Annotated in this window: 18 protein-coding genes; 10 read left to right on the top strand and 8 right to left on the bottom strand. The window is 64.4% G+C overall.

Going from position 1 to position 19,226, the window contains the following annotated elements; translation table 11 throughout:
- Positions 1-49 precede the first annotated feature (49 nt).
- Both ASF88_RS18135 and ASF88_RS18130 read left to right on the top strand, forming a co-directional pair.
- Positions 50-1,372, top strand: coding sequence for an aminotransferase-like domain-containing protein (locus ASF88_RS18135; protein ID WP_055922104.1), 1,323 nt, complete (start codon positions 50-52; stop codon positions 1,370-1,372).
- Between the two features lie 28 nt (positions 1,373-1,400).
- Positions 1,401-2,357 carry a D-alanine--D-alanine ligase family protein gene (locus tag ASF88_RS18130; RefSeq protein ID WP_055922100.1) on the top strand — a complete coding sequence of 319 codons (957 nt, stop codon included), beginning with the start codon at positions 1,401-1,403 and terminating at the stop codon, positions 2,355-2,357.
- A gap of 601 nt (positions 2,358-2,958) precedes the next feature.
- Here ASF88_RS18130 and ASF88_RS18125 read toward each other — a convergent pair.
- The 8 genes from ASF88_RS18125 to rpmH form a co-directional block, all read right to left on the bottom strand.
- Positions 2,959-3,912, bottom strand: coding sequence for a ParB/RepB/Spo0J family partition protein (locus ASF88_RS18125; RefSeq protein ID WP_055922097.1), 954 nt, complete (start codon positions 3,910-3,912; stop codon positions 2,959-2,961).
- Positions 3,912-4,829: a ParA family protein gene (locus ASF88_RS18120; RefSeq protein ID WP_055922094.1), complete on the bottom strand. Its 918-nt coding sequence runs from the start codon at positions 4,827-4,829 to the stop codon at positions 3,912-3,914. The genes ASF88_RS18125 and ASF88_RS18120 overlap by 1 nt, the downstream gene beginning before the upstream one ends.
- 143 nt (positions 4,830-4,972) lie before the next feature.
- Positions 4,973-5,602, bottom strand: coding sequence for a 16S rRNA (guanine(527)-N(7))-methyltransferase RsmG (rsmG, locus tag ASF88_RS18115; protein ID WP_055922091.1), 630 nt, complete (start codon positions 5,600-5,602; stop codon positions 4,973-4,975).
- 14 nt (positions 5,603-5,616) lie between these two features.
- Positions 5,617-6,174: a Jag family protein gene (locus tag ASF88_RS18110; protein ID WP_055922088.1), complete on the bottom strand. Its 558-nt coding sequence runs from the start codon at positions 6,172-6,174 to the stop codon at positions 5,617-5,619.
- A 5-nt stretch (positions 6,175-6,179) separates the two neighbouring features.
- On the bottom strand, positions 6,180-7,148 hold the full coding sequence (gene yidC, locus ASF88_RS18105; RefSeq protein WP_055922084.1) for a membrane protein insertase YidC: 969 nt from the start codon (positions 7,146-7,148) through the stop codon (positions 6,180-6,182).
- A 9-nt stretch (positions 7,149-7,157) separates the two neighbouring features.
- Positions 7,158-7,469 (bottom strand): membrane protein insertion efficiency factor YidD, encoded by a 312-nt coding sequence (gene yidD / locus ASF88_RS18100; protein ID WP_055922082.1) that lies wholly within the window; start codon positions 7,467-7,469, stop codon positions 7,158-7,160.
- A complete protein-coding gene (gene rnpA, locus ASF88_RS20195; protein ID WP_082519056.1) occupies positions 7,466-7,882 on the bottom strand; it encodes a ribonuclease P protein component in 417 nt (138 codons plus the stop codon). The genes yidD and rnpA overlap by 4 nt, the downstream gene beginning before the upstream one ends.
- Before the next feature lie 23 nt (positions 7,883-7,905).
- Positions 7,906-8,043, bottom strand: coding sequence for a 50S ribosomal protein L34 (gene rpmH, locus ASF88_RS18095; RefSeq protein WP_055922080.1), 138 nt, complete (start codon positions 8,041-8,043; stop codon positions 7,906-7,908).
- A 441-nt stretch (positions 8,044-8,484) separates the two neighbouring features.
- On the opposite strand from rpmH, the gene dnaA reads away from it, so the two are divergent.
- The 8 genes from dnaA (at position 8,485) to ASF88_RS18055 (ending at position 19,177) form a co-directional block, all read left to right on the top strand.
- Positions 8,485-9,909, top strand: a complete 1,425-nt coding sequence (gene dnaA, locus ASF88_RS18090; RefSeq protein ID WP_055922077.1) for a chromosomal replication initiator protein DnaA — start codon at positions 8,485-8,487, stop codon at positions 9,907-9,909.
- A 427-nt stretch (positions 9,910-10,336) separates the two neighbouring features.
- A complete protein-coding gene (gene dnaN / locus ASF88_RS18085) occupies positions 10,337-11,482 on the top strand; it encodes a DNA polymerase III subunit beta (RefSeq protein WP_055922074.1) in 1,146 nt (381 codons plus the stop codon).
- 35 nt (positions 11,483-11,517) lie between these two features.
- Complete coding sequence (gene gnd / locus ASF88_RS18080; protein ID WP_055922071.1) at positions 11,518-12,405, top strand: phosphogluconate dehydrogenase (NAD(+)-dependent, decarboxylating); 888 nt, start codon at positions 11,518-11,520, stop codon at positions 12,403-12,405.
- A gap of 6 nt (positions 12,406-12,411) precedes the next feature.
- Entirely contained in the window at positions 12,412-13,566 is a 1,155-nt protein-coding gene (gene recF / locus ASF88_RS18075; RefSeq protein WP_055922068.1) for a DNA replication/repair protein RecF, read from the top strand.
- A 26-nt stretch (positions 13,567-13,592) separates the two neighbouring features.
- Positions 13,593-14,039, top strand: coding sequence for a DUF721 domain-containing protein (locus ASF88_RS18070; RefSeq protein ID WP_055923074.1), 447 nt, complete (start codon positions 13,593-13,595; stop codon positions 14,037-14,039).
- Positions 14,040-14,162: 123 nt separating this feature from the next.
- Entirely contained in the window at positions 14,163-16,172 is a 2,010-nt protein-coding gene (gene gyrB, locus ASF88_RS18065; protein ID WP_055922066.1) for a DNA topoisomerase (ATP-hydrolyzing) subunit B, read from the top strand.
- A 43-nt stretch (positions 16,173-16,215) separates the two neighbouring features.
- Positions 16,216-18,774, top strand: a complete 2,559-nt coding sequence (gene gyrA / locus ASF88_RS18060; protein WP_055922063.1) for a DNA gyrase subunit A — start codon at positions 16,216-16,218, stop codon at positions 18,772-18,774.
- Positions 18,764-19,177, top strand: a complete 414-nt coding sequence (locus ASF88_RS18055) for a DUF3566 domain-containing protein (protein ID WP_055922061.1) — start codon at positions 18,764-18,766, stop codon at positions 19,175-19,177. Before gyrA ends, ASF88_RS18055 begins: the two co-directional genes overlap by 11 nt.
- The last annotated feature ends 49 nt before the right edge of the window (positions 19,178-19,226 follow it).

The raw sequence follows: 19,226 nt of genomic DNA, 5'->3' as shown, positions 1-19,226 counted from the left end.
TGAGTCGCGCCCCTAGCATGAATGAAAGACACGAGAAACGGACTGATTCGTGACAGAACAGGGCAGCCCGCGTCAGCAGGGCAATAATTTGGACCCGTGGTATCACCACTACGCGCAGCGCACGAGCGGCCTGGCCGCCAGTGAGGTCCGAGCCCTGTTCGCCGTCGCCAGCCGCCCCGAGGTGGTCTCGCTGGCCGGCGGCATGCCGTACGTCGCGGCGCTTCCCGAAGACCTCGTCGTCGGGGCCATGGACCGGGTGATGCGCGAGCAGGGTCCCGTCGCTCTGCAGTACGGCTCGGGCCAGGGCGTTCCTACGTTGCGCGAGCAGATCCTCGACGTCATGGCGCTCGAGGGCATCAGTGGCAGCGCCGACGACGTCATCGTGACCACCGGCTCCCAGCACGCGCTCGAACTCTTCAGCAAGCTCTTCATCGATCCGGGCGACGTCGTACTGGCCGAAGGCCCGAGCTACGTGACCGCCATGGTGATCTTCCGCTCCTACCAGGCGGAGGTCGACCATGTCCCCATGGACGAGCACGGCTTGATCCCGGAGGCGCTGCGCGAGCACATCGCCCGCCTCAAGGCAGCGGGCCGGCGGGTCAAGTTCCTCTACACCGTCCCGACCTTCCACAATCCGGCCGGAGTGACGCTGTCGTGGGAACGACGCCTGGAGATCCTCGAGATCGCGCGGCAGAACGACATACTGGTGCTCGAAGACAACCCGTACGGCCTCCTGTACTTCGGCGACAAGCCACCGGCAGCAATGCGCTCCGTCGAGCGCGACGGCGTGGTCTATTTGGGCACCTTCTCGAAGACTCTCGCGCCCGGCTTCCGCGTCGGTTGGGCGCTCGCACCGCACGCCATCCGGGAGAAGATGATCCTCGCCAACGAGGCCGCGGTGCTGAGCCCCAGCTCGTTCAGTCAGCTCGTCATCTCGGAGTATCTGCGTGACGCCGACTGGCGCGGGCAGATCGACACATTCCGTGGCGTGTACCGCGAGCGCAAGGAGGCGATGATCTCGGCCCTCCAGGAGCATCTGCCCGAGCTCTCGTGGACCAACCCGAACGGTGGGTTCTACGTGTGGCTGACCCTCCCGCCGCACCTGGACTCCAAGGCGATGCTTCCACGCGCGGTCACGGAGCTGGTCGCCTACACTCCGGGCACCGCATTCTATGGAGACGGATCCGGAGCACAGAACATCCGGTTGTCGTTCTGCTATCCGACGCCGGAGAACATCAAGGTCGGCGTCCGCCGGCTCGCGAACGTCATCAACGGCGAGCAGGACCTCCTGGACACCTTCGCGGGCACTGGCCCACTGAGCGCACCGCGCATCAGCCGGACCAGTCCCAACCCGCCCACCGACCTCCGCTGACACGACGAAGCCAGAGAAAGAGCAGATCATGGCCGAAAACGAAGCACTCGACATCGTCGTCCTCGCCGGCGGGATCTCCCATGAACGCGACATCTCCCTCCGCACCGGACGACGCGTCGCAGACGGCCTGCAGTCCCTCGGCCACCGAGTCACGGTCCTCGAACCCGACGCCGCTCTCCTCGGATATCTGCGCGAGAGCCGTCCTGACGTCGTCTGGCCGGCTCTTCACGGATCGAGCGGAGAGGACGGCTCGCTTCGCGCGCTGCTCGAGCTCGCCGGCGTCCCATTCGTCGGGTCGACCACCGACGCCGCTCGACTCGCATGGTCCAAGCCGGCCGCGAAGACCATCGTCTCGAGGGCCGGGGTCGCGACACCGGAGTCAGTCACGCTGCCGAAGGAGACCTTCCGAGAGCTCGGTGCCAACAGTGTGCTCGAGACCGTGCTGTCCGCTTTCGAGGTACCCCTGGTCGTCAAACCTGCTCACGGAGGTTCGGCCCAGGGCGTTACCGTCGTGACGACAGCGGGGGAGTTGCCGCGGGCGATGGTGGACGCCTACACGTACGCGGACGTCGCATTGATCGAGCGCAAGGTCGAAGGTGTCGAGGTGTCCGTCGCCGTCCTCGACACGGGCGACGGCCCCATCGCTCTTCCTCCCGTCGAGATCGAACCGCTGGAGGGTGCCTACACCTTCGACGCCCGATACAACGCGGGGGAGACCCGGTTCTACGTGCCCGCCCGCCTCGAGCCCGACGTCCTCGAGGCGGTGGCTGCCGCGGCCACGGCCGCCCACAGCGCGCTCGGCCTGCGGCATCTGTCACGCGTCGATCTGATCGTCGACGCCAATGGCGTCCCGTGGTTTCTGGAGGCCAATGTGCTTCCTGGCCTCACCGAAACGTCGATCATGCCCCAGGCGATCGCCGCCTCCGGGCGTGATCTCGGAGATGTCTACGCGACGCTCGCTGCTGCTGCTATCGCTGACTCCTGAGTCGGGTTTCACGTGAAACGGGGCTAGTTCGACCACTCGATGAGGGCGACTGCGGCGACCGGCTCAGCGCAGTCGACTGCGTCCGAGTCCGTGCGTTGCCTGACGAGGACTCCCCGACTGAATCGGGGAACGGCACCGCTTTCAACGTCAGCGCGCTTTGCGAGAGCAAAGGTCGATGTGGGGCGGGCGGACTCCCTCCAACGCTCGCGGTGCTGGCTTCGGGCGGCAGGCAACCGCCTACTTTAACGTCGTCACTATCGGTGAGAAGAAGTCTCAGTTGCGAGCCTCCACCATGGAACGAAGACAGTCGAACAACAACATCCTCTCCGACCCCCTCGACGAGCAGGTCGCCGGAAATGCCAGCCGTGGGAGTGAGCGCCCCGAACGCGAGCGGCTCGGTCGCACGCGTCGATTCAGATACGGACGCCACCGTTGATGTCATTGACGGAGTTGACTCTATCGAGCACCCAGTGAGCACGACAGCGACGACTGCGGCCCCCGGCCACGCAACAACACGCTTCACAACTTCCCCCTCGCTCCATCGCGAGCCGCCTCCCGGCCGCTGGGCCAGCGCGGTCGCACCAGACTAGCGGGGGAGGTTTCACGTGAAACGGACCGGCGAAGTGTAGGTGGGCTGACCGATCTCATCGAGGATGCGGTTCAGGTCCTGAATCGTGGCGAAGTCCACCACGATCTGACCCTTCCGTGCGCCGAGAGAGATCTTCACCCGAGTGTTGAGGCGATCTCCGAGCCGTTCTGCCACCTCGTCGAGGTGGCCTCGGTGCTTACCGGGGGACGCCTTCGATCGCACCGGCTTCGGAGTCTTGCTCGCCGCAGCCTCGGCGGCGCGAACCGACAGATCCTCGTTCACGATCTTGTCGGCCAGTCGGACCATCGCATCTACATCGTCACCGACCGACAGAATCGCTCGCGCGTGACCGGCACTCAGAACACCAGCCGCCACCCGGGACTGCACCGGTGCTGGGAGTTTGAGGAGGCGAATCGTGTTCGTGATCTGTGGCCGCGACCGACCGATGCGCGTGGCGAGCTGTTCCTGCGTGATTCCGAAGTCAGCGAGCAGCTGCTGGTAGGCGGACGCCTCCTCCAGCGGGTTCAGCTGCGAACGATGCAGGTTCTCCAGTAGCGCGTCGCGGAGCATGTCCTCATCGGCGGTCTCCTTGATGACGGCGGGGATGCTGTCGAGCCCGAGTTCCTTCGTCGCGCGCAGTCGCCGCTCACCCATGATGAGCTCGTACTTGTTCGTGTGCCCGGAGACGGGACGCACGACGACCGGCTGAAGCACGCCGACCTCGCGAATACTTGCCACCAACTCGTCCAGAGCCTCGCGATCGAACTCCACGCGCGGCTGCGCCGCATTCGGAACGATGTCGGCGGGGGAGAGGTTGGCCAGGCGAGCACCAGGCACCGCTACAAGCGTGTCCGTCGCAACAGCAGACGTTTCAGGGAAGAAAACGTCGACAGGGCGTGCCGACTGATCGCTTATCGGAATGAGCGCTCCGATTCCCCGTCCCAATCCCGTACGCTTCGCTGCCATTAGCGGGGTACTCCTCTTCGTGCGATTTCTGCAGCCGCCTCCAAGTAGGAGAGCGACCCTGACGAGTTGGCGTCATAACTGATGACGCTCTGACCGTAGCTCGGGGCTTCGGAGATGCGGACGGAGCGAGGGATGATGGTGTCCAGCACCTCGTCCGGGAAGTGTTCGCGAACGTCCGCCGCCACCTGGTGCGCCAGGTTGGTCCGAGAGTCGTACATGGTAAGCAGAATCGTCGACACCTGGAGCTTGGGGTTGAGGTGCCGTTCGATCAGCTGGATGTTTTTGAGGAGCTGGCTCAATCCCTCCAGTGCGTAGTACTCGCACTGGATCGGGATGAGAACCTCAGTCGCTGCTACAAATGCGTTGATGGTGAGGAGACCGAGCGAGGGAGGGCAGTCGATCAGGACATAGTCGATGTCGAACTCGTCAAGGAAGCGACTCAAAGCCCGCGAAAGCCGCTGCTCGCGGGCAACCATCGAAACGAGCTCGATTTCGGCACCGGCGAGGTCGATTGTGGCGGGAATCACGAAAAGCCCGTCGAACTCCGGGCTCTTCTGAATGACCTCCTCGAGCTCCTTATCGTTGACGATGACGTCGTAAACGCTCGGCGTTCCCTCACGATGCTCGACACTCAGCGCTGTCGAAGCGTTTCCCTGGGGATCCAGGTCGATCGCAAGCACGCGCGCACCCGACTTGGCCAGCGCGGCAGCCAAGTTGACGACGGTAGTTGTCTTCCCGACCCCACCCTTCTGGTTCGAGATGGTGAAGATGCGCGTCCTGGACGGAAGGGGGAGCGTGGTCGAAGCGATGGCCTGTCTCCTCCGCGCCAAATCCTGGATCTCCCGAGCCAGGGGAGTAGACCCATCGAAGGACACTTCGCCCACCTCAGTGGGAGTGTCCTGATCAGGTTGTTTCACGTGAAACCTCGTCGCTTGATTCGGTGCACGGCCTGGCCGCGGTACTAAAAACTGGAGCGCTCAGCGCATCATTCGTCAACTCTAGCTTGCATGCCCGAGCGGGCCGGCCAGCATCGCGGAAGTGTGGAAAACCGCACGTATACTCAGCGAACTGTCGCCCGAATCACGCGGGTGACGTCGTCGAGAACGCCTTCACCTAAGGTGATCACCTCGACATCACGCACAGAGAACTTCCGCATCTCCTTCGACGCCGCCGCGACTTCCGCCGCCGCACCAGCGCCCTTCATCAGAACGAGTTCGCCGCCGTCGCGCAAGAGCGGTGCGGTCAGGGGGATGAGCTTGCGGAAAGCACTCACAGCACGCGCGGTGACCTGGTCCAGCCGGTCGGACAGTCGGACATCCTCGGCGCGATCGCGCACAACTGCCACGTTCGTCAGCTCCAGCTCCTCCACCTGCTCATTGAGCCAGGCGACGCGACGCTCCATCGGCTCGATGAGCACGAACTGGACGTCCGGACGCGCAATTGCCAGGACCAAGCCGGGGAGTCCGGCACCGCTTCCGACATCGCCGACGGTTCCTGGTCGGAGGAGGGGAGCGACGATTGCGCAGTTGAGGATATGCCGCGTCCAGATGCGGGGGAGCTCGAGCGGTCCGATCAACCCTCGTTCTTCACCTTGCGCGACCAGGTTCGCTGTGAACGCACGAGCAGCCCCGAGCTGCTTACCGAACAGGGCCGCTGCGACCGCTGGTTCGGTCTCGACGGAATCAGTCACCGTTTCACGTGAAACTACGCGGCGGTGATGACCGTGTGGCGGTCACGTCCCTCGCCGCGCGAGTTGGAGACATATCCACGTTCAGACACGATGTCATGCACGACCTTGCGCTCATACGAGGACATGGAGGGAAGCGCAGCCTCGGCTGCCCCCTCCTCGATGCGTGCGATCGCGCGGTCCACGAGCGTCGCGAGCTCAGCCTGGCGTGCATCGCGAGAACCCGCGATGTCCAGAATCAGCCGGGAGAATTCGCCAGTCTGGTTCTGGACAGCGAGGCGCGTCAGCTCCTGCAGGGCAGTCACCGTATCAGGCTTCGACAGCAGGTGAAGGTTCGTCCCCGCCTCTGCGTTAACCGAGATGTACGCGCGGCCGTTGCGGGTGTCGATATCGATGTCCCCATCGATGTCCGCGATGTCGAGGAGCTCCTCGATGTAGTCCGCGGCGATGTCGCCCTCGCGGTCGAGGTCGCTTCCCGAGGCGGGCGCTGACTCCTCGGTCGTCTCCGCCTCGTCGGCGGGGGAGTGGAGCGCTTCCTCGTCGGAAGGTGTCACATCGGTCTGCACGTCGGTCATGTTCCCTACTTCTTTCCGGCCTGCTTCTTCGCGCGGTTCTTGTTCACCGGCTGAACGCGCTGGGTCGTGATCTTCTGCTGAGGCGCCTCTTCTACTGCCAGGACGACAGCGCCGTCCTGCACCAGCTTGCCCTTGCGGGCGAGGCGGGCCTCGCGAGCCTTCGCGGCATCCGAACCCGGGGTCGGCATGTTGCGGATGACCAGGAACTGCTGGCCCATCGTCCAGAGGTTCGAGGTGAGCCAGTAGAACATGACGCCGAGCGGGAAAGCGAAGCCCGAGAACAGGAACACGAAGGGGAGGAGGTACAGGAGGATCCGCTGCTGCTTGAACTGCGGGCTCGCCTTGGTCTCCGGCGACATGTTCTTCGAAACGATCTGCAGCTGCGTGAGGAACTGCGAACCCGTCATGAGCACGACCATCACGGCCGCAATGACCATCACGGCGACCTGCGGTGGGTGCGCGTTCATCGCGCCCTGGAAGCTCTGGTGGAGCGGCGCAACACCGAAGAGCGTCGCGTTGCCGAACTGCTGAGCGAGAGTGGAATTCAGCGGGCCGACGCCGGCCTTGCCGCTCTGAGCACCATTGAGCACCTGGAACAGGGAGAAGAACACCGGCATCTGCAGCAGCAGCGGCAGACAGGAACTCAGCGGGTTCGTGCCCGTCTTCTTGTAGAGTTCCATCGTCTCGCGGGACATCGCCTCGCGAGAGAACTGGTCCTTCTTGCCCTTGTACTTGTCTTGGATCTTCTTGAGCTGCGGCGCGATCTCCAGCATCCGTCGCTGGTTCTTGATCTGGCGCACGAAGATCGGGATCAGCGCAGCACGCACGACGACGGTCAGACCGACGATCGCCAGCACCCAGGTGATTCCCGCCGCGGGATCCATGCCCATCGCCGTGAGCAGCCAATGCCACGCGACGAGGATGAGTTCCACGACCCACTTGATGGGCCAGAGGATCGTACCGATGATGTCCATGTCTGGTTGCTAGGCCTTTCCCTGGCTTGTCGCGACGACGAATCCGAACGGGGTGACCCGGTAACGGCGCTTCTTCTTGAGGGGGACGTCATCGACCCCGCCCGCTGCCCACGGGTGGCAGCGGCTGATTCGGCGGATGCCGAGAACACTTCCCACGATCAGTCCGTGCTCCTGGATGGCCTGAAGCGCATACGCGGAACACGACGGGTAGTACCGGCACACGTCGCCGTAGAGCGGAGAGATGACCGCCCGATACGCCCGGAGCACGAGCACGGCAGCATTCCTCGGAACGAGGAGCACAGCTGTGATCGCGGTGTTCATGGACGGACGTTGCCTTCGGTGGTGTCGCTTCGACGAGTTTCGCGTGAACTGGTGGTGTGGCGGCTGAGGAACCGGTCTGCGGCACCCGATACCTCTTCGTGCAGGGTAGCCCACCTCACTTGGGCGGATGCTGGCAATGCCCGGATGACGATGTCGAGACCGGGACCGTCACCAGCAGCGGATTCGAGTCGTGGAAGCACCTCGTAGGCCGCTGCCTTGAGACGTCGCCTCACACGGTTGCGAACCACCGCGTTGCCCACGGCCTTACTCACGATGAAACCGAACCGCACCACGTCGGAGTCGCGGTTCAGGCGAACGTGAGTGGTGGTGTTCGCTGCAGTGAAGCGCGCACCTCGTCGCACGGTCGCCCGATAGTCCGCGCCCCGCGTGATGCGATGGGGTTTCGCGAGCACGCGCCGCGCCTATCCGAGAAGGATCAGGCCGAGAGCTTCTCGCGGCCCTTGGCGCGACGAGCCGACAGGATGGCGCGGCCGGCACGCGTGCGCATGCGGAGGCGGAAGCCGTGGGTCTTGGCGCGCTTGCGGTTGTTCGGCTGGAACGTTCTCTTGCTCATATCAATCTCCGTGGTGGTCTCTTCACAGGCCGGTGCTGAAGGAAAAAGGCCAGCACGGGGAGGCCAGGAAAGTTTCTGGGCAGCCGAAACGGCTGAAGTCAACTGATTAAAACTACGTCCTGGGCCGACCGAGGTCAAACTGATCGTCCCGAAACCCTTGATTATCCACGGGATTTGCAGGAACCGGCTCGACGACGCGCCGGAGTATTCCGCCAATCGAATTTGATCCCCACCTGTGGACAAGTTAGCGTGAGGTCCAAAGTTATCCCCAGCCCATCCCAAAAGCGGCCGGAGATCGCTACGGTATTGCACACACAGCGGTGGATAACTCTGTGAATACCCCAGGGCGGCATCCCTTGCCGCTAGCCCGACGTGAGTCATACGGGGGACGACTCGTCTCGCGCCGGGCCGACGGCATCCACGATTTGAAGACGGGGAACGATGGCAGGCGGCGAAGAGTCCATATCTGCGGCATGGCAGAACGTGCTCGACAAGCTCGAGACGGACGACCGCATCACACCTCAGCTGCACGGCTTCCTCAGTCTGGTCGAACCCAAGGGCATCATGGCCGGCACCTTCTATCTGGAGGTGCCCAACGAGTTCACACGCGGCATGATCGAGCAGCGTAGTCGCGTCCCCCTCCTCAATGCGATCGGCACTCTCGACCAGACCCTCGAGGTGAACACGTTCGCCATCGTCGTGAACCCGGAGATCCAGCAGGAGTCGATGGCCGGCCCCGCCGAACCCGAGCCCGCGCCTTATCTCGACGCGGTGGCACCGATGGTGGCGCCTCCCACCGAGATCACCGCCCCGCCGCGCAACGGCGACACCCGCCTCAACGCGAAGTACAGCTTCGACAACTTCGTCATCGGCCAGTCCAACCGATTCGCCCACGCTGCGGCCGTCGCCGTTGCTGAGGCGCCCGCGAAGGCGTACAACCCGCTGTTCATCTACGGCGACTCGGGCCTGGGCAAGACCCACCTCCTCCACGCCATCGGCCACTATGCGATGAGCCTCTACCCAGGTATCCGGGTCAGGTATGTGTCGAGCGAGGAGTTCACGAACGACTTCATCAACTCGATCGCCAACAACCGCGGCTCCTCGTTCCAGGCGCGATACAGGAACATCGACATCCTTCTGATCGACGACATCCAGTTCCTCCAGCGTGCGGTCGAGACGCAGGAGGCCTTCTTCCATACGTTCAACACCCTCCATGACCACAACAAGCAGGTCGTGATCACCAGCGACCTCCCCCCGAAGCATCTGACCGGCTTCGAAGACCGGATGCGCTCGCGGTTCGAGTGGGGTCTCATCACCGACGTCCAGGTCCCCGACCTCGAGACCCGCATCGCGATCCTTCGCAAGAAGGCGCAGAGCGAGAAGATCCTGGTGCCGGATGACATCCTCGAATTCATGGCCTCGAAGGTCTCCAGCAACATCCGTGAACTCGAGGGCACGCTCATCCGCGTCACGGCGTTCGCGAGCCTCAATCGCACACCGGTCGACATGCCTCTCGTGCAGACCGTGCTGAAGGACCTCATCACGCTCGACGACGACAACGTCATCGCGCCGACCGACATCATCACCAACACGGCCGAGTACTTCAAGCTCAGCGTCGACGACCTTTACGGTTCGAGCCGCTCGCAAGCCGTCGCCACGGCGCGTCAGATCGCGATGTACCTGTGCCGTGAGCTCACCAACCTCTCGCTGCCCAAGATCGGACAGCTCTTCGGCGGCCGCGATCACACGACGGTCATGTACGCGAACAAGAAGATCAGCGAGCTCATGAAGGAGCGGCGCTCGATCTACAACCAGGTGACAGAGCTCACCAGCCGGATCAAGCAGAACCACCGCTACGGGAAGTAGCCTCCACCGCGCCACGCCGAGGTGCGTCGGAATAGTTATCCACAGATTGATCCCCAGAGTGGGGAGAGTTCGTTATTAACACCTGGGGATAACTTGTGGAGAAGTTCCGGAAAGTCGCTCGATTAATGGGGACGGATGGCCCGGCGCTGTGAAAAGCCGATCGAAGCCATCCCGACCGCAGGAGCTGTCAACACCGGGATTCCACGGCTCATCAACAAGTCACGAGACTGTAGTTCCCTCTGATTTCCTGGTATCCACCGAGTTATCCACATTTTCCACAGCGGTTAACACCATTAATGATTAACTCTTCTGAGTTAAGGCCGGCCGACAACCTCAAGCGGTTGCTCGAATGACAACTTCTCGGCCAGAGGCCAAGCGCTAGGATTTGTGTCGTTCCGTATCCGAGCGCAGAGCCAGGGGAGACTTCGTGAAGTTCCAAGCCAATCGGGATGTCTTCAGTGAGGCCGTGTCCTTCGCCGTGAAGCTTCTTCCGCAGCGGACGACCCTTCCCATCCTGAGCGGTGTGCTGATCGAGACGACCGACAGCGGACTCCAGCTCTCCTCCTTCGACTACGAGGTCTCCGCTCAGACGCAGATCGCCGCCGAGGTCGAGGAACCGGGACGCGTGCTCGTCTCAGGGCGCCTTCTCGCGGAGATCGCGGCCAAGCTCCCCAACGCGCCCGTGCAGTTCTCGACCGAGGAATCCAAGATCGTCGTCCGCGCAGGATCGGCGAACTTCACGCTGCTCTCCATGCCGGTCGAGGAATACCCGAGCATCCCGCAGGTCTCGGGCGAGGCGGGGCTCGTGCCCGCCGAGGAATTCGCCGAGGCCGTCGCGCAGGTCGGTGTCGCCGCATCGCGCGACGACGTCACACCGGTGATCACGGGTGTTCAGCTGGAGGTCGGGAACAACACGCTCGGACTCGTCGCCACCGACCGTTACCGTGTCGCCGTCCGTGAGATCGACTGGGACAACGGGACGACCTCCGGAGAAGCGCAGACCGCCCTCGTCCCAGCACGGACCCTCACCGAGATCGGTAAGACCTTCGGCCACTCGGGCACGGTCTCGATCGCGATCACCAACCGCGACGACCGCGAGCTCATCGCTTTCACGGCAGACAAGAAGACCGTGACCTCGCTGCTCATCAAGGGAAACTTCCCTCCGGTGCGCCGACTGTTCCCCGAGCAGGTCGACAACTACGCGGTCGTCAACACCGGCGAACTCATCGAAGCGACCCGCCGTGTGGCGCTCGTTCTCGAGCGCGAAGCCGCGCTCCGCTACACCTTCACTGCAGACGGACTGACGCTGGAAGCGATCGGCTCCGAGCAGGCTCAAGCATCCGAGAGCATCGACGCTCTCCTCACTGGCCAGGAGACGGTGGTTTCGTTGAAGCCGCAGTTCCTGCTCGATGGTCTCGGTGCCGTGCACTCGGAATTCGTGCGCATCTCCTTCACCAAGACCGAGAACCCCAACAAGCCGGGTCCGGTGCTCATCACGAGCCAGACGTCGAAGGACCAGTCCGGTTCGGACTCGTACAAGTACCTGCTGCAGCCCAACCTGCTGCTGCGCTGAACCCGGTCCCGCTCCACGAGAGAAGAAGGACAATCATGCACATCGGCCTCATCGGTCTCGGACGCATGGGCAACAACATGCGCGCCCGCCTGGAGAAGAAGGGCATCGAGGTCACCGGCTACGACACCAATCCGGAGGTGTCCGACGTCGCGACCCTGGCCGACCTGGTCACGGCGCTTCCCGCGCCGCGCACCGTCTGGGTCATGGTTCCGGCCGGCGCGATCACGGACGCCGTGATCACCGACCTCGAGCCCCTGCTCGAGAAGGGCGACCTGGTCATCGACGGCGGCAACTCGAAGTTCACCGAGGACTTCAAGCACGCCGAGATGCTCGCGCCCAGGGGCATCGACTTCATGGATGCCGGCGTCTCTGGTGGCATCTGGGGCCTGGAGAACGGCTACGGCCTGATGGTCGGCGGCTCCAAGGAGCAGGTCGAGCGGGTCATGCCGGTCTTCGACGCTCTCCGCCCCGAAGGCCCGCGCGACGAAGGCTTCGTCCACGTCGGTGAGGTCGGCGCCGGCCACTACGCCAAGATGGTGCACAACGGCATCGAGTACGCGCTGATGCAGGCGTACGCCGAGGGATACGAGCTGCTCGACACCCGCAAGGACATCATCAAGGACGTCACCGGAACGTTCAAGGCGTGGCAGCGCGGCACCGTGGTGCGCTCGTGGCTTCTCGACCTCCTCGTCCGCGCTCTCGAGCAGGACCCGGAGTTCGAGCACATCGAAGGATTCGTCCAGGATTCGGGCGAGGGTCGGTGGACAGTCGAGGAGGCGCTCAACAACGCCGTCCCCGTCCCCACGATCAGCGCCTCGATCTTCGCGCGCTTCGTGTCGCGCCAGGAGGACTCGCCGGCGATGAAGGCCGTCGCCGCCCTCCGCAACCAGTTCGGTGGCCACGCCGTGAAGGCCGTGGACTAACCCTCATTGAGAGTTACACATCTTTCCCTGACTGATTTCCGCAACTATCGCACCGCGGAGGTCCCGTTCGCGGCCGGCGCCAATCTGTTCGTCGGCCGCAACGGTCAGGGCAAGACCAACCTCGTCGAGTCGCTCGGCTACCTGAGCAGCCTCGGGTCGCACCGGGTGTCGAGCGACCAGGCGATGATCCGCAAGGACGCCGACTCGGCGATCGTCCGAGCGCGTATCGAACACGACGGCCGTGAACTGCTCGTGGAGGTCCAGCTCAACCGATCGTCCCCGAACCGCGCGCAGGTCAACCGCGGGGCCATCAAGCCCCGCGAGTTGCCGAGGTACTTCTCCAGCGTGCTCTTCGCTCCGGAGGACCTCGCCCTCGTCCGAGGTGAGCCGGGCATTCGCCGCCGGTTCCTCGACCAACTTCTCATCCAGCGCAATCCCCGCTTCTCCGCGGTCATCGCGGATTACGAACGGGTGCTCAAGCAGCGGAACACCCTGCTCAAATCGGCTCGCGCCTCCCGCATCAAGTCCGACCAGCTCGGAACCCTCGACATCTGGGACGAACGGCTCGTCGCGCTCGGAACCGAGCTGGTCGACGCCCGGCTCGACCTGGTGGCTCGATTGAGCGATCCGCTGGTGGCTGCGTACCGATCCGTGGCCGGCGACGACCATCATCCGAAGCTGCTCCCGCAACTCACGATCCGAGGCGCCCACGTCGACGACGACGATGAAGACACCGACTCCGCTGTAACCACCTCATCCGGTGACACCGCGGACGTCTTCCGCGGAGCGCTCGCGGGAGTGCGCGCGAAGGAACTGGAACGCGGACTGACCCTCGTCGGTCCGCATCGTGACGACGTGCTGTTCGAGCTCAACGGCCTGCCTGCCAAGGGGTATGCGAGCCACGGCGAGTCCTGGTCGTTCGCCCTGGCGCTCAAGCTGGCGTCCGCAGAGCTGTTGCGGCGAGAGTCGTCGACGGGAGATCCCGTGCTGATCCTCGACGACGTCTTCGCCGAGCTGGATCAGGCACGGAGGCGGATGCTTGCAACCGCCGTAGCCGGTTACGAGCAGGTCCTCATCACGGCGGCCGTCCTCGACGACGTGCCCCAGGCCCTCGCAGCGCACACCGTGAGGATCGAGGCCGGGACTATCGTGGGATCGTGAGCGAGGCGGCGGCGGTCTACCTGCGGATGAAGGAACTCTTCACCGGAACGCCGTCCCGCAGCCGCAGGGCGAGACGATCGACGCACGACCCCACCGGGTCGAAGCCGTTCGGCGCCGGACGCGACCCCCGCGGGCTCGGCGATGTCGTCGATGCCCTCGCGATGCAGCTGGGCTGGACGGGTGCTCTCGCCAAGTCCGACCTCCTCGACAGGTGGGAGGAGCTGGCCGGTGAGGAGACCGCTCGGCACGCCGTCCCCGACCAGATCGTCGACGGCGTGCTGGTCGTGCGATGCGAGTCGACGGCGTGGGCGACGCAGCTGCGGATGATGCGTTCGGAGCTTCTCGTGCGCATCGGGGAGCGGTTCCCGGGGGCCGAGATCGAGTCGATCCGATTTCAAGGGCCGGACGCCCCCTCCTGGAAACGCGGTCCCAGGTCGATTCCAGGGCGCGGTCCGCGCGATACTTACGGCTAACTGCACAAAAGAGGTCGCCCGAGCAAAGAAAACGCGTCAGATGGGCGATTTCGGGCAATTCGGCTCGCCGCGCTTGGTAGAATGGAGTGTCACTGTTGAGTGCGGTCAGGAGCCTAATTTCATATGACGATGGAACCGAACAGGGCCGAGGCGGAACACGACTACGGCGCGAATGAGATCCAGATCCTCGAAGGTCTCGAAGCCGTCCGCAAACGACCCGGAATGTACATCGGCTCCACCGGACCCCGCGGACTCCACCACCTCGTCTACGAGATCGTCGACAACTCCGTGGACGAGGCGCTCGCCGGGCATGCCGACAACATCGAGGTGACGATCCTCCCCGACGGTGCCGTGCGCGTCGATGACAACGGCCGCGGCATCCCGGTCGACGAGCACCCCACCGAGAAGAAGTCGACGGTGGAGGTCGTGCTGACGATCCTGCACGCCGGCGGAAAGTTCGGCGGCGGTGGATACGCGGTCTCCGGCGGCCTGCACGGCGTCGGCAGCTCGGTCGTGAACGCGCTGTCCAGCCGGCTCGACGTGGAGGTGTACCGGCAAGGTCACGTGTGGCGTCAGAGCTATCGCAACGGCGTGCCCCAGGCTCCGCTCGAACAGGGGGAGGAGTCGGATCGCACCGGCACGATCATCACCTTCTGGCCGAGCCCTGACACGTTCGAGACCGTCGTCTTCGACTACGACACCCTTCGCACTCGCTTCCAGCAGATGGCGTTCCTCAACAAGGGTCTGCGCATCGCGATCACCGACGAGCGCGCACCGCAGGTCGAGCCCGTCGAGGGCGAGGTCGAGGAGGACGAGCAGGTGTTCGCCTCCCGGTCGGAGGTCTTCCTCTACGAGCGCGGCCTGACCGACTACGTCCACTACCTCAACTCCGCCAAGAAGGCCGATGTCGTGCACGACGAGATCATCTCGTTCGAGTCGGAGGACACCGAGCGCAAGATCGCGCTCGAGGTGGCCATGCAGTGGACGACGAGCTACAACGAGTCCGTCTTCACCTACGCCAACACCATCAACACGCACGAGGGCGGCACGCACGAGGAGGGCTTCCGCGCTGCGCTGACGACCCTTGTGAACCGCTATGCGCGCGAGAAGAACATCCTCAAAGAGAGGGACGACAATCTTTCCGGCGAGGATGTGCGCGAGGGCCTGACCGCCGTCGTCTCGGTCAAGCTGTCGGAGCCGCAGTTCGAGGGTCAGACCAAGACGAAGCTCGGTAACACGGAGGCCAAGGCGTTCGTGCAGAAGGTCGTCGGCGATCAGCTCGGCGACTGGTTCGACCGCAACCCGAACCAGGCCAAGGAGATCATCCGCAAGGCGCTCCAGGCCGCGACCGCGCGCCTCGCCGCCCGCAAGGCGCGTGAGACCGCTCGCCGAAAGGGCCTCCTCGAGAGCGGCGGGATGCCGGGCAAGCTCAAGGACTGCCAGTCGAAGGACCCGACGGTCTCCGAGATCTTCATCGTCGAGGGCGACTCGGCCGGCGGTTCGGCAGTTCAGGGCCGCAACCCCGAGACCCAGGCGATCCTCCCGCTGCGCGGCAAGATCCTCAACGTCGAGAAGGCGCGGCTCGACCGCGCGCTCGCCAACAACGAGGTGCAGGCCATGATCACGGCGTTCGGCGCCGGCATCGGCGAGGACTTCAACCCGGAGAAGGCGCGCTATCACAAGATCGTGCTCATGGCCGACGCGGACGTCGACGGCCAGCACATCACGACGTTGCTGCTGACGCTGCTCTTCCGCTACATGCGGCCCCTCGTGGAGCTCGGCTACGTGTACCTTGCTCAGCCGCCGCTCTACCGCCTCAAGTGGTCGAACGCGGAGCACGAGTACGTCTACTCCGACCGCGAGCGCGACGCCTTCCTGGCGGAGGGTCTCGCAGCGGGCAAGCGCATCCCCAAGGACAACGGGGTGCAGCGTTACAAGGGTCTCGGCGAGATGGACTACAAGGAGCTGTGGGAGACCACGATGAACCCGGAGACGCGCACGCTCCTCCAGGTCACTCTCGATGACGCCGCCGCTGCCGACGAGATCTTCGCCACCCTGATGGGCGAGGACGTCGAGTCGCGTCGTTCGTTCATCCAGAAGAACGCCAAGGACGTGCGGTTCCTCGACATCTGAGGACCGCAGCCAGACGACACCTCGGTTACGAGAAGAGAGCACTGTGACGGACGAGACCCCCACCGGCGAGAGCTTCGGCATCCACGGCAGAATCGACCAGGTCGATCTGCAGAAGGAGATGGAGCGGTCGTACCTCGATTACGCGATGAGCGTCATCATCGGGCGCGCGCTGCCCGAGGTGCGCGACGGACTGAAGCCCGTCCACCGTCGCGTGATCTACGCGATGTTCGACGGCGGCTACCGCCCCGACAAGGCGTTCTCGAAGTGCGCTCGTGTGGTCGGCGACGTCATGGGGCAGTTCCACCCCCACGGTGACTCCGCCATCTACGACGCACTCGTGCGTCTCGTCCAGCCGTGGAGCCTCCGCTACCCGCTCGCGCTCGGCCAGGGCAACTTCGGATCGCCGGGCAACGACGGCGCCGCCGCGCCGCGGTACACCGAGACGAAGATGGCGCCGCTCGCCCTCGAGATGGTCAGGGACATCGACGAGGAGACCGTCGACTTCCAGGACAACTACGACGGTCGCACCCAGGAGCCGGCCGTCCTCCCGAGCCGCTTCCCGAACCTGCTGGTCAACGGCTCGGTCGGCATCGCGGTCGGTATGGCGACGAACATCCCGCCGCACAACCTCCGGGAGGTCGCCGACGGCGCTCTCTGGCACCTCGCCCACCCGGACGCCCCGCGCGAGGAGCTTCTGGAGGAGCTCATCAAGCGGATCAAGGGACCGGACTTCCCGACCGGTGCGCAGATCCTCGGCATCAAGGGCATCCAGGACACCTATCGGACCGGCCGCGGCTCGATCACCATGCGCGCGGTCGTCAGCATCGAGGAGATCCAGGGCCGCGTCTGCCTGGTCGTCACTGAGCTGCCGTACCAGGTGAACCCCGACAACCTCGCGATCAAGATCGCCGAGCTGGTGAAGGACGGCCGCGTCGGCGGCATCGCCGACATCCGCGACGAGACCTCCGGCCGCACCGGTCAGCGCCTGGTCATCGTGCTGAAGCGCGACGCCGTCGCCAAGGTCGTACTGAACAACCTGTACAAGCACACGCAGCTGCAGGAGAACTTCGGCGCGAACATGCTCGCGATCGTCGACAACGTCCCGCGCACGCTCGCGCTCGACGGCTTCATCACGGCATGGGTCGACCACCAGATCGAAGTCATCGTGCGCCGCACCCGCTACCGCCTCCGTAAGAAAGAGGAGCGAGCGCACATCCTGCGCGGCTACCTGAAGGCGCTCGACGCCCTCGACGAGGTCATCGCGCTCATCCGACGGTCGGCGACCGTGGAGGACGCACGGGACGGCCTCAAGCAGCTGCTCGAGGTCGACGACGTGCAGGCCGACGCCATCCTCGCGATGCAGCTGCGCCGGCTCGCCGCTCTCGAGCGTCAGAAGATCACCGAAGAGCACGACCAGATCGAGATCGAGATCCTGGACCTCAAGGCGATCCTCGAAGACCCGACTCGTCAGCGCAGCATCGTCAGCGAGGAGCTCACCGAGATCGTCGACCGGTTCGGCGACGACCGCCGCACCGAGATCATGTTCGGTTTCGACGGCGACATGAGCGTCGAAGATCTCATCCCCGAAGAGGAGATGGTGGTCACCGTCACCCGTGGTGGCTACATCAAGCGCACCCGCAGCGACAACTACCGCAGCCAGCACCGCGGCGGCAAGGGCGTCAAGGGCGCCCAGCTCCGCGGCGAGGACGTCGTCGATCACTTCTTCGTGACGACGACCCACCACTGGCTCCTCTTCTTCACGAACAAGGGCCGGGTCTACCGCGCCAAGGCGTACGAGGTCCAGGAGGCCGGGCGTGACGCCAAGGGCCAGCACGTCGCGAACCTGCTCGCCATGCAGCCGGACGAGGAGATCGCCGAGATCCTCGACATCCGTGATTACCAGGCGGCCAGGTACCTGGTACTCGCCACTCGCGACGGCCTCATCAAGAAGACCGCGCTCGAGGAGTACGACACCAACCGGTCCGGCGGCATCATCGCGATCAAGCTGCGCGAGGACGACGAGCTCGTCTCAGCGCTGCTCGTCGAGGATGACTCCGACCTGCTCCTCGTGTCGCGCAAGGGCATGTCGATCCGGTTCACCGCGAGCGACGAGGCCCTCCGGCCGATGGGCCGCTCGACGTCCGGCGTCATCGGAATGCACTTCCGCGGAGACGACAGCCTGCTCGATGCCGCCGTGGTCTCCGATGAGGGCTACGTCTTCGTCGTGACCGAAGGAGGCTACGCCAAACGCACCTCGGCCGATCAGTACCGCCTCCAGAACCGCGGCGGTCTGGGCATCAAGGTCGCGAAACTGAGCGATGACCGGGGGGACCTGGTGGGTTCTCTCATCGTGGACGAGGACGACGAGGTCCTGGTGGTTCTTGCCAGCGGCAAGGTGGTACGCTCTGCCGTGGCCGAGGTACCTGCCAAGGGCCGAGACACAATGGGTGTCGTTTTTGCACGTTTCGCCGAGTCCGACAAGATCATCGCTCTGGCGAAGAACACCGAGCGCAACCTTGATTCCCAGGTTCCCGATGCAGAATCGGATGCCGACGATGAGACCGGTCGTGCCGGGAAGGATGAAGCCGTAGATGAGCAGTAGCGTCGCCGAGAAACTCGCGAGGAAGTCGACACGACGACCCGCATCCGCCAAGCAGGTGCGGTTGAAGCTCGTGTACGTCGACTTCTGGTCGACAGTGAAGCTCTCGTTCCTCGCGGGCATCTGCCTGGCGATCATCGCCATCGTGGGCTCGTTCCTGATCTGGACCGTCCTCGACCGGACGGGCATCTTCGACCAGCTGAACGGTCTGGTGAAGGACATCTCCGGTGCCGGTGGAGGCGACCTGCGGTCGGTGCTCGGACTCGGTCAGGTGATGGGCTTCTCGCTCGTCGTAGGCATCCTCGACATCGTCGTGGTGACCGCGCTCGGCGCGGTCTTCGCACTGCTCTACAACCTCTCGGTGAAGATCACCGGGGGCCTGCTCGTCGGTTTCACGAACAACTGACGGGCGGAGCGCACTCGATTTCACACTCCGGGCCGGATCAGGTACCCTC

Origin of the sequence: Leifsonia sp. Leaf336 (assembly GCF_001423695.1) — a bacterium.
Taxonomy (GTDB): domain Bacteria; phylum Actinomycetota; class Actinomycetes; order Actinomycetales; family Microbacteriaceae; genus Leifsonia.
This window is presented reverse-complemented; position numbering and strand designations above follow the sequence as displayed.

What these genes read in the sequence shown, in the direction of transcription:
- ASF88_RS18130 (WP_055922100.1), top strand. Translation starts at nt 1,401, where the DNA reads ATGGCCGAAAACGAAGCACTCGACATCGTCGTCCTCGCCGGCGGGATC.
- dnaA (WP_055922077.1), top strand. Translation starts at nt 8,485, where the DNA reads ATGGCAGGCGGCGAAGAGTCCATATCTGCGGCATGGCAGAACGTGCTC.
- ASF88_RS18125 (WP_055922097.1), bottom strand. Translation starts at nt 3,912, where the DNA reads ATGGCAGCGAAGCGTACGGGATTGGGACGGGGAATCGGAGCGCTCATT.
- yidD (WP_055922082.1), bottom strand. Translation starts at nt 7,469, where the DNA reads ATGAACACCGCGATCACAGCTGTGCTCCTCGTTCCGAGGAATGCTGCC.
- ASF88_RS18070 (WP_055923074.1), top strand. Translation starts at nt 13,593, where the DNA reads ATGAAGGAACTCTTCACCGGAACGCCGTCCCGCAGCCGCAGGGCGAGA.
- ASF88_RS18110 (WP_055922088.1), bottom strand. Translation starts at nt 6,174, where the DNA reads ATGACCGACGTGCAGACCGATGTGACACCTTCCGACGAGGAAGCGCTC.
- rpmH (WP_055922080.1), bottom strand. Translation starts at nt 8,043, where the DNA reads ATGAGCAAGAGAACGTTCCAGCCGAACAACCGCAAGCGCGCCAAGACC.
- ASF88_RS18055 (WP_055922061.1), top strand. Translation starts at nt 18,764, where the DNA reads ATGAGCAGTAGCGTCGCCGAGAAACTCGCGAGGAAGTCGACACGACGA.
- yidC (WP_055922084.1), bottom strand. Translation starts at nt 7,148, where the DNA reads ATGGACATCATCGGTACGATCCTCTGGCCCATCAAGTGGGTCGTGGAA.
- gnd (WP_055922071.1), top strand. Translation starts at nt 11,518, where the DNA reads ATGCACATCGGCCTCATCGGTCTCGGACGCATGGGCAACAACATGCGC.
- gyrB (WP_055922066.1), top strand. Translation starts at nt 14,163, where the DNA reads ATGACGATGGAACCGAACAGGGCCGAGGCGGAACACGACTACGGCGCG.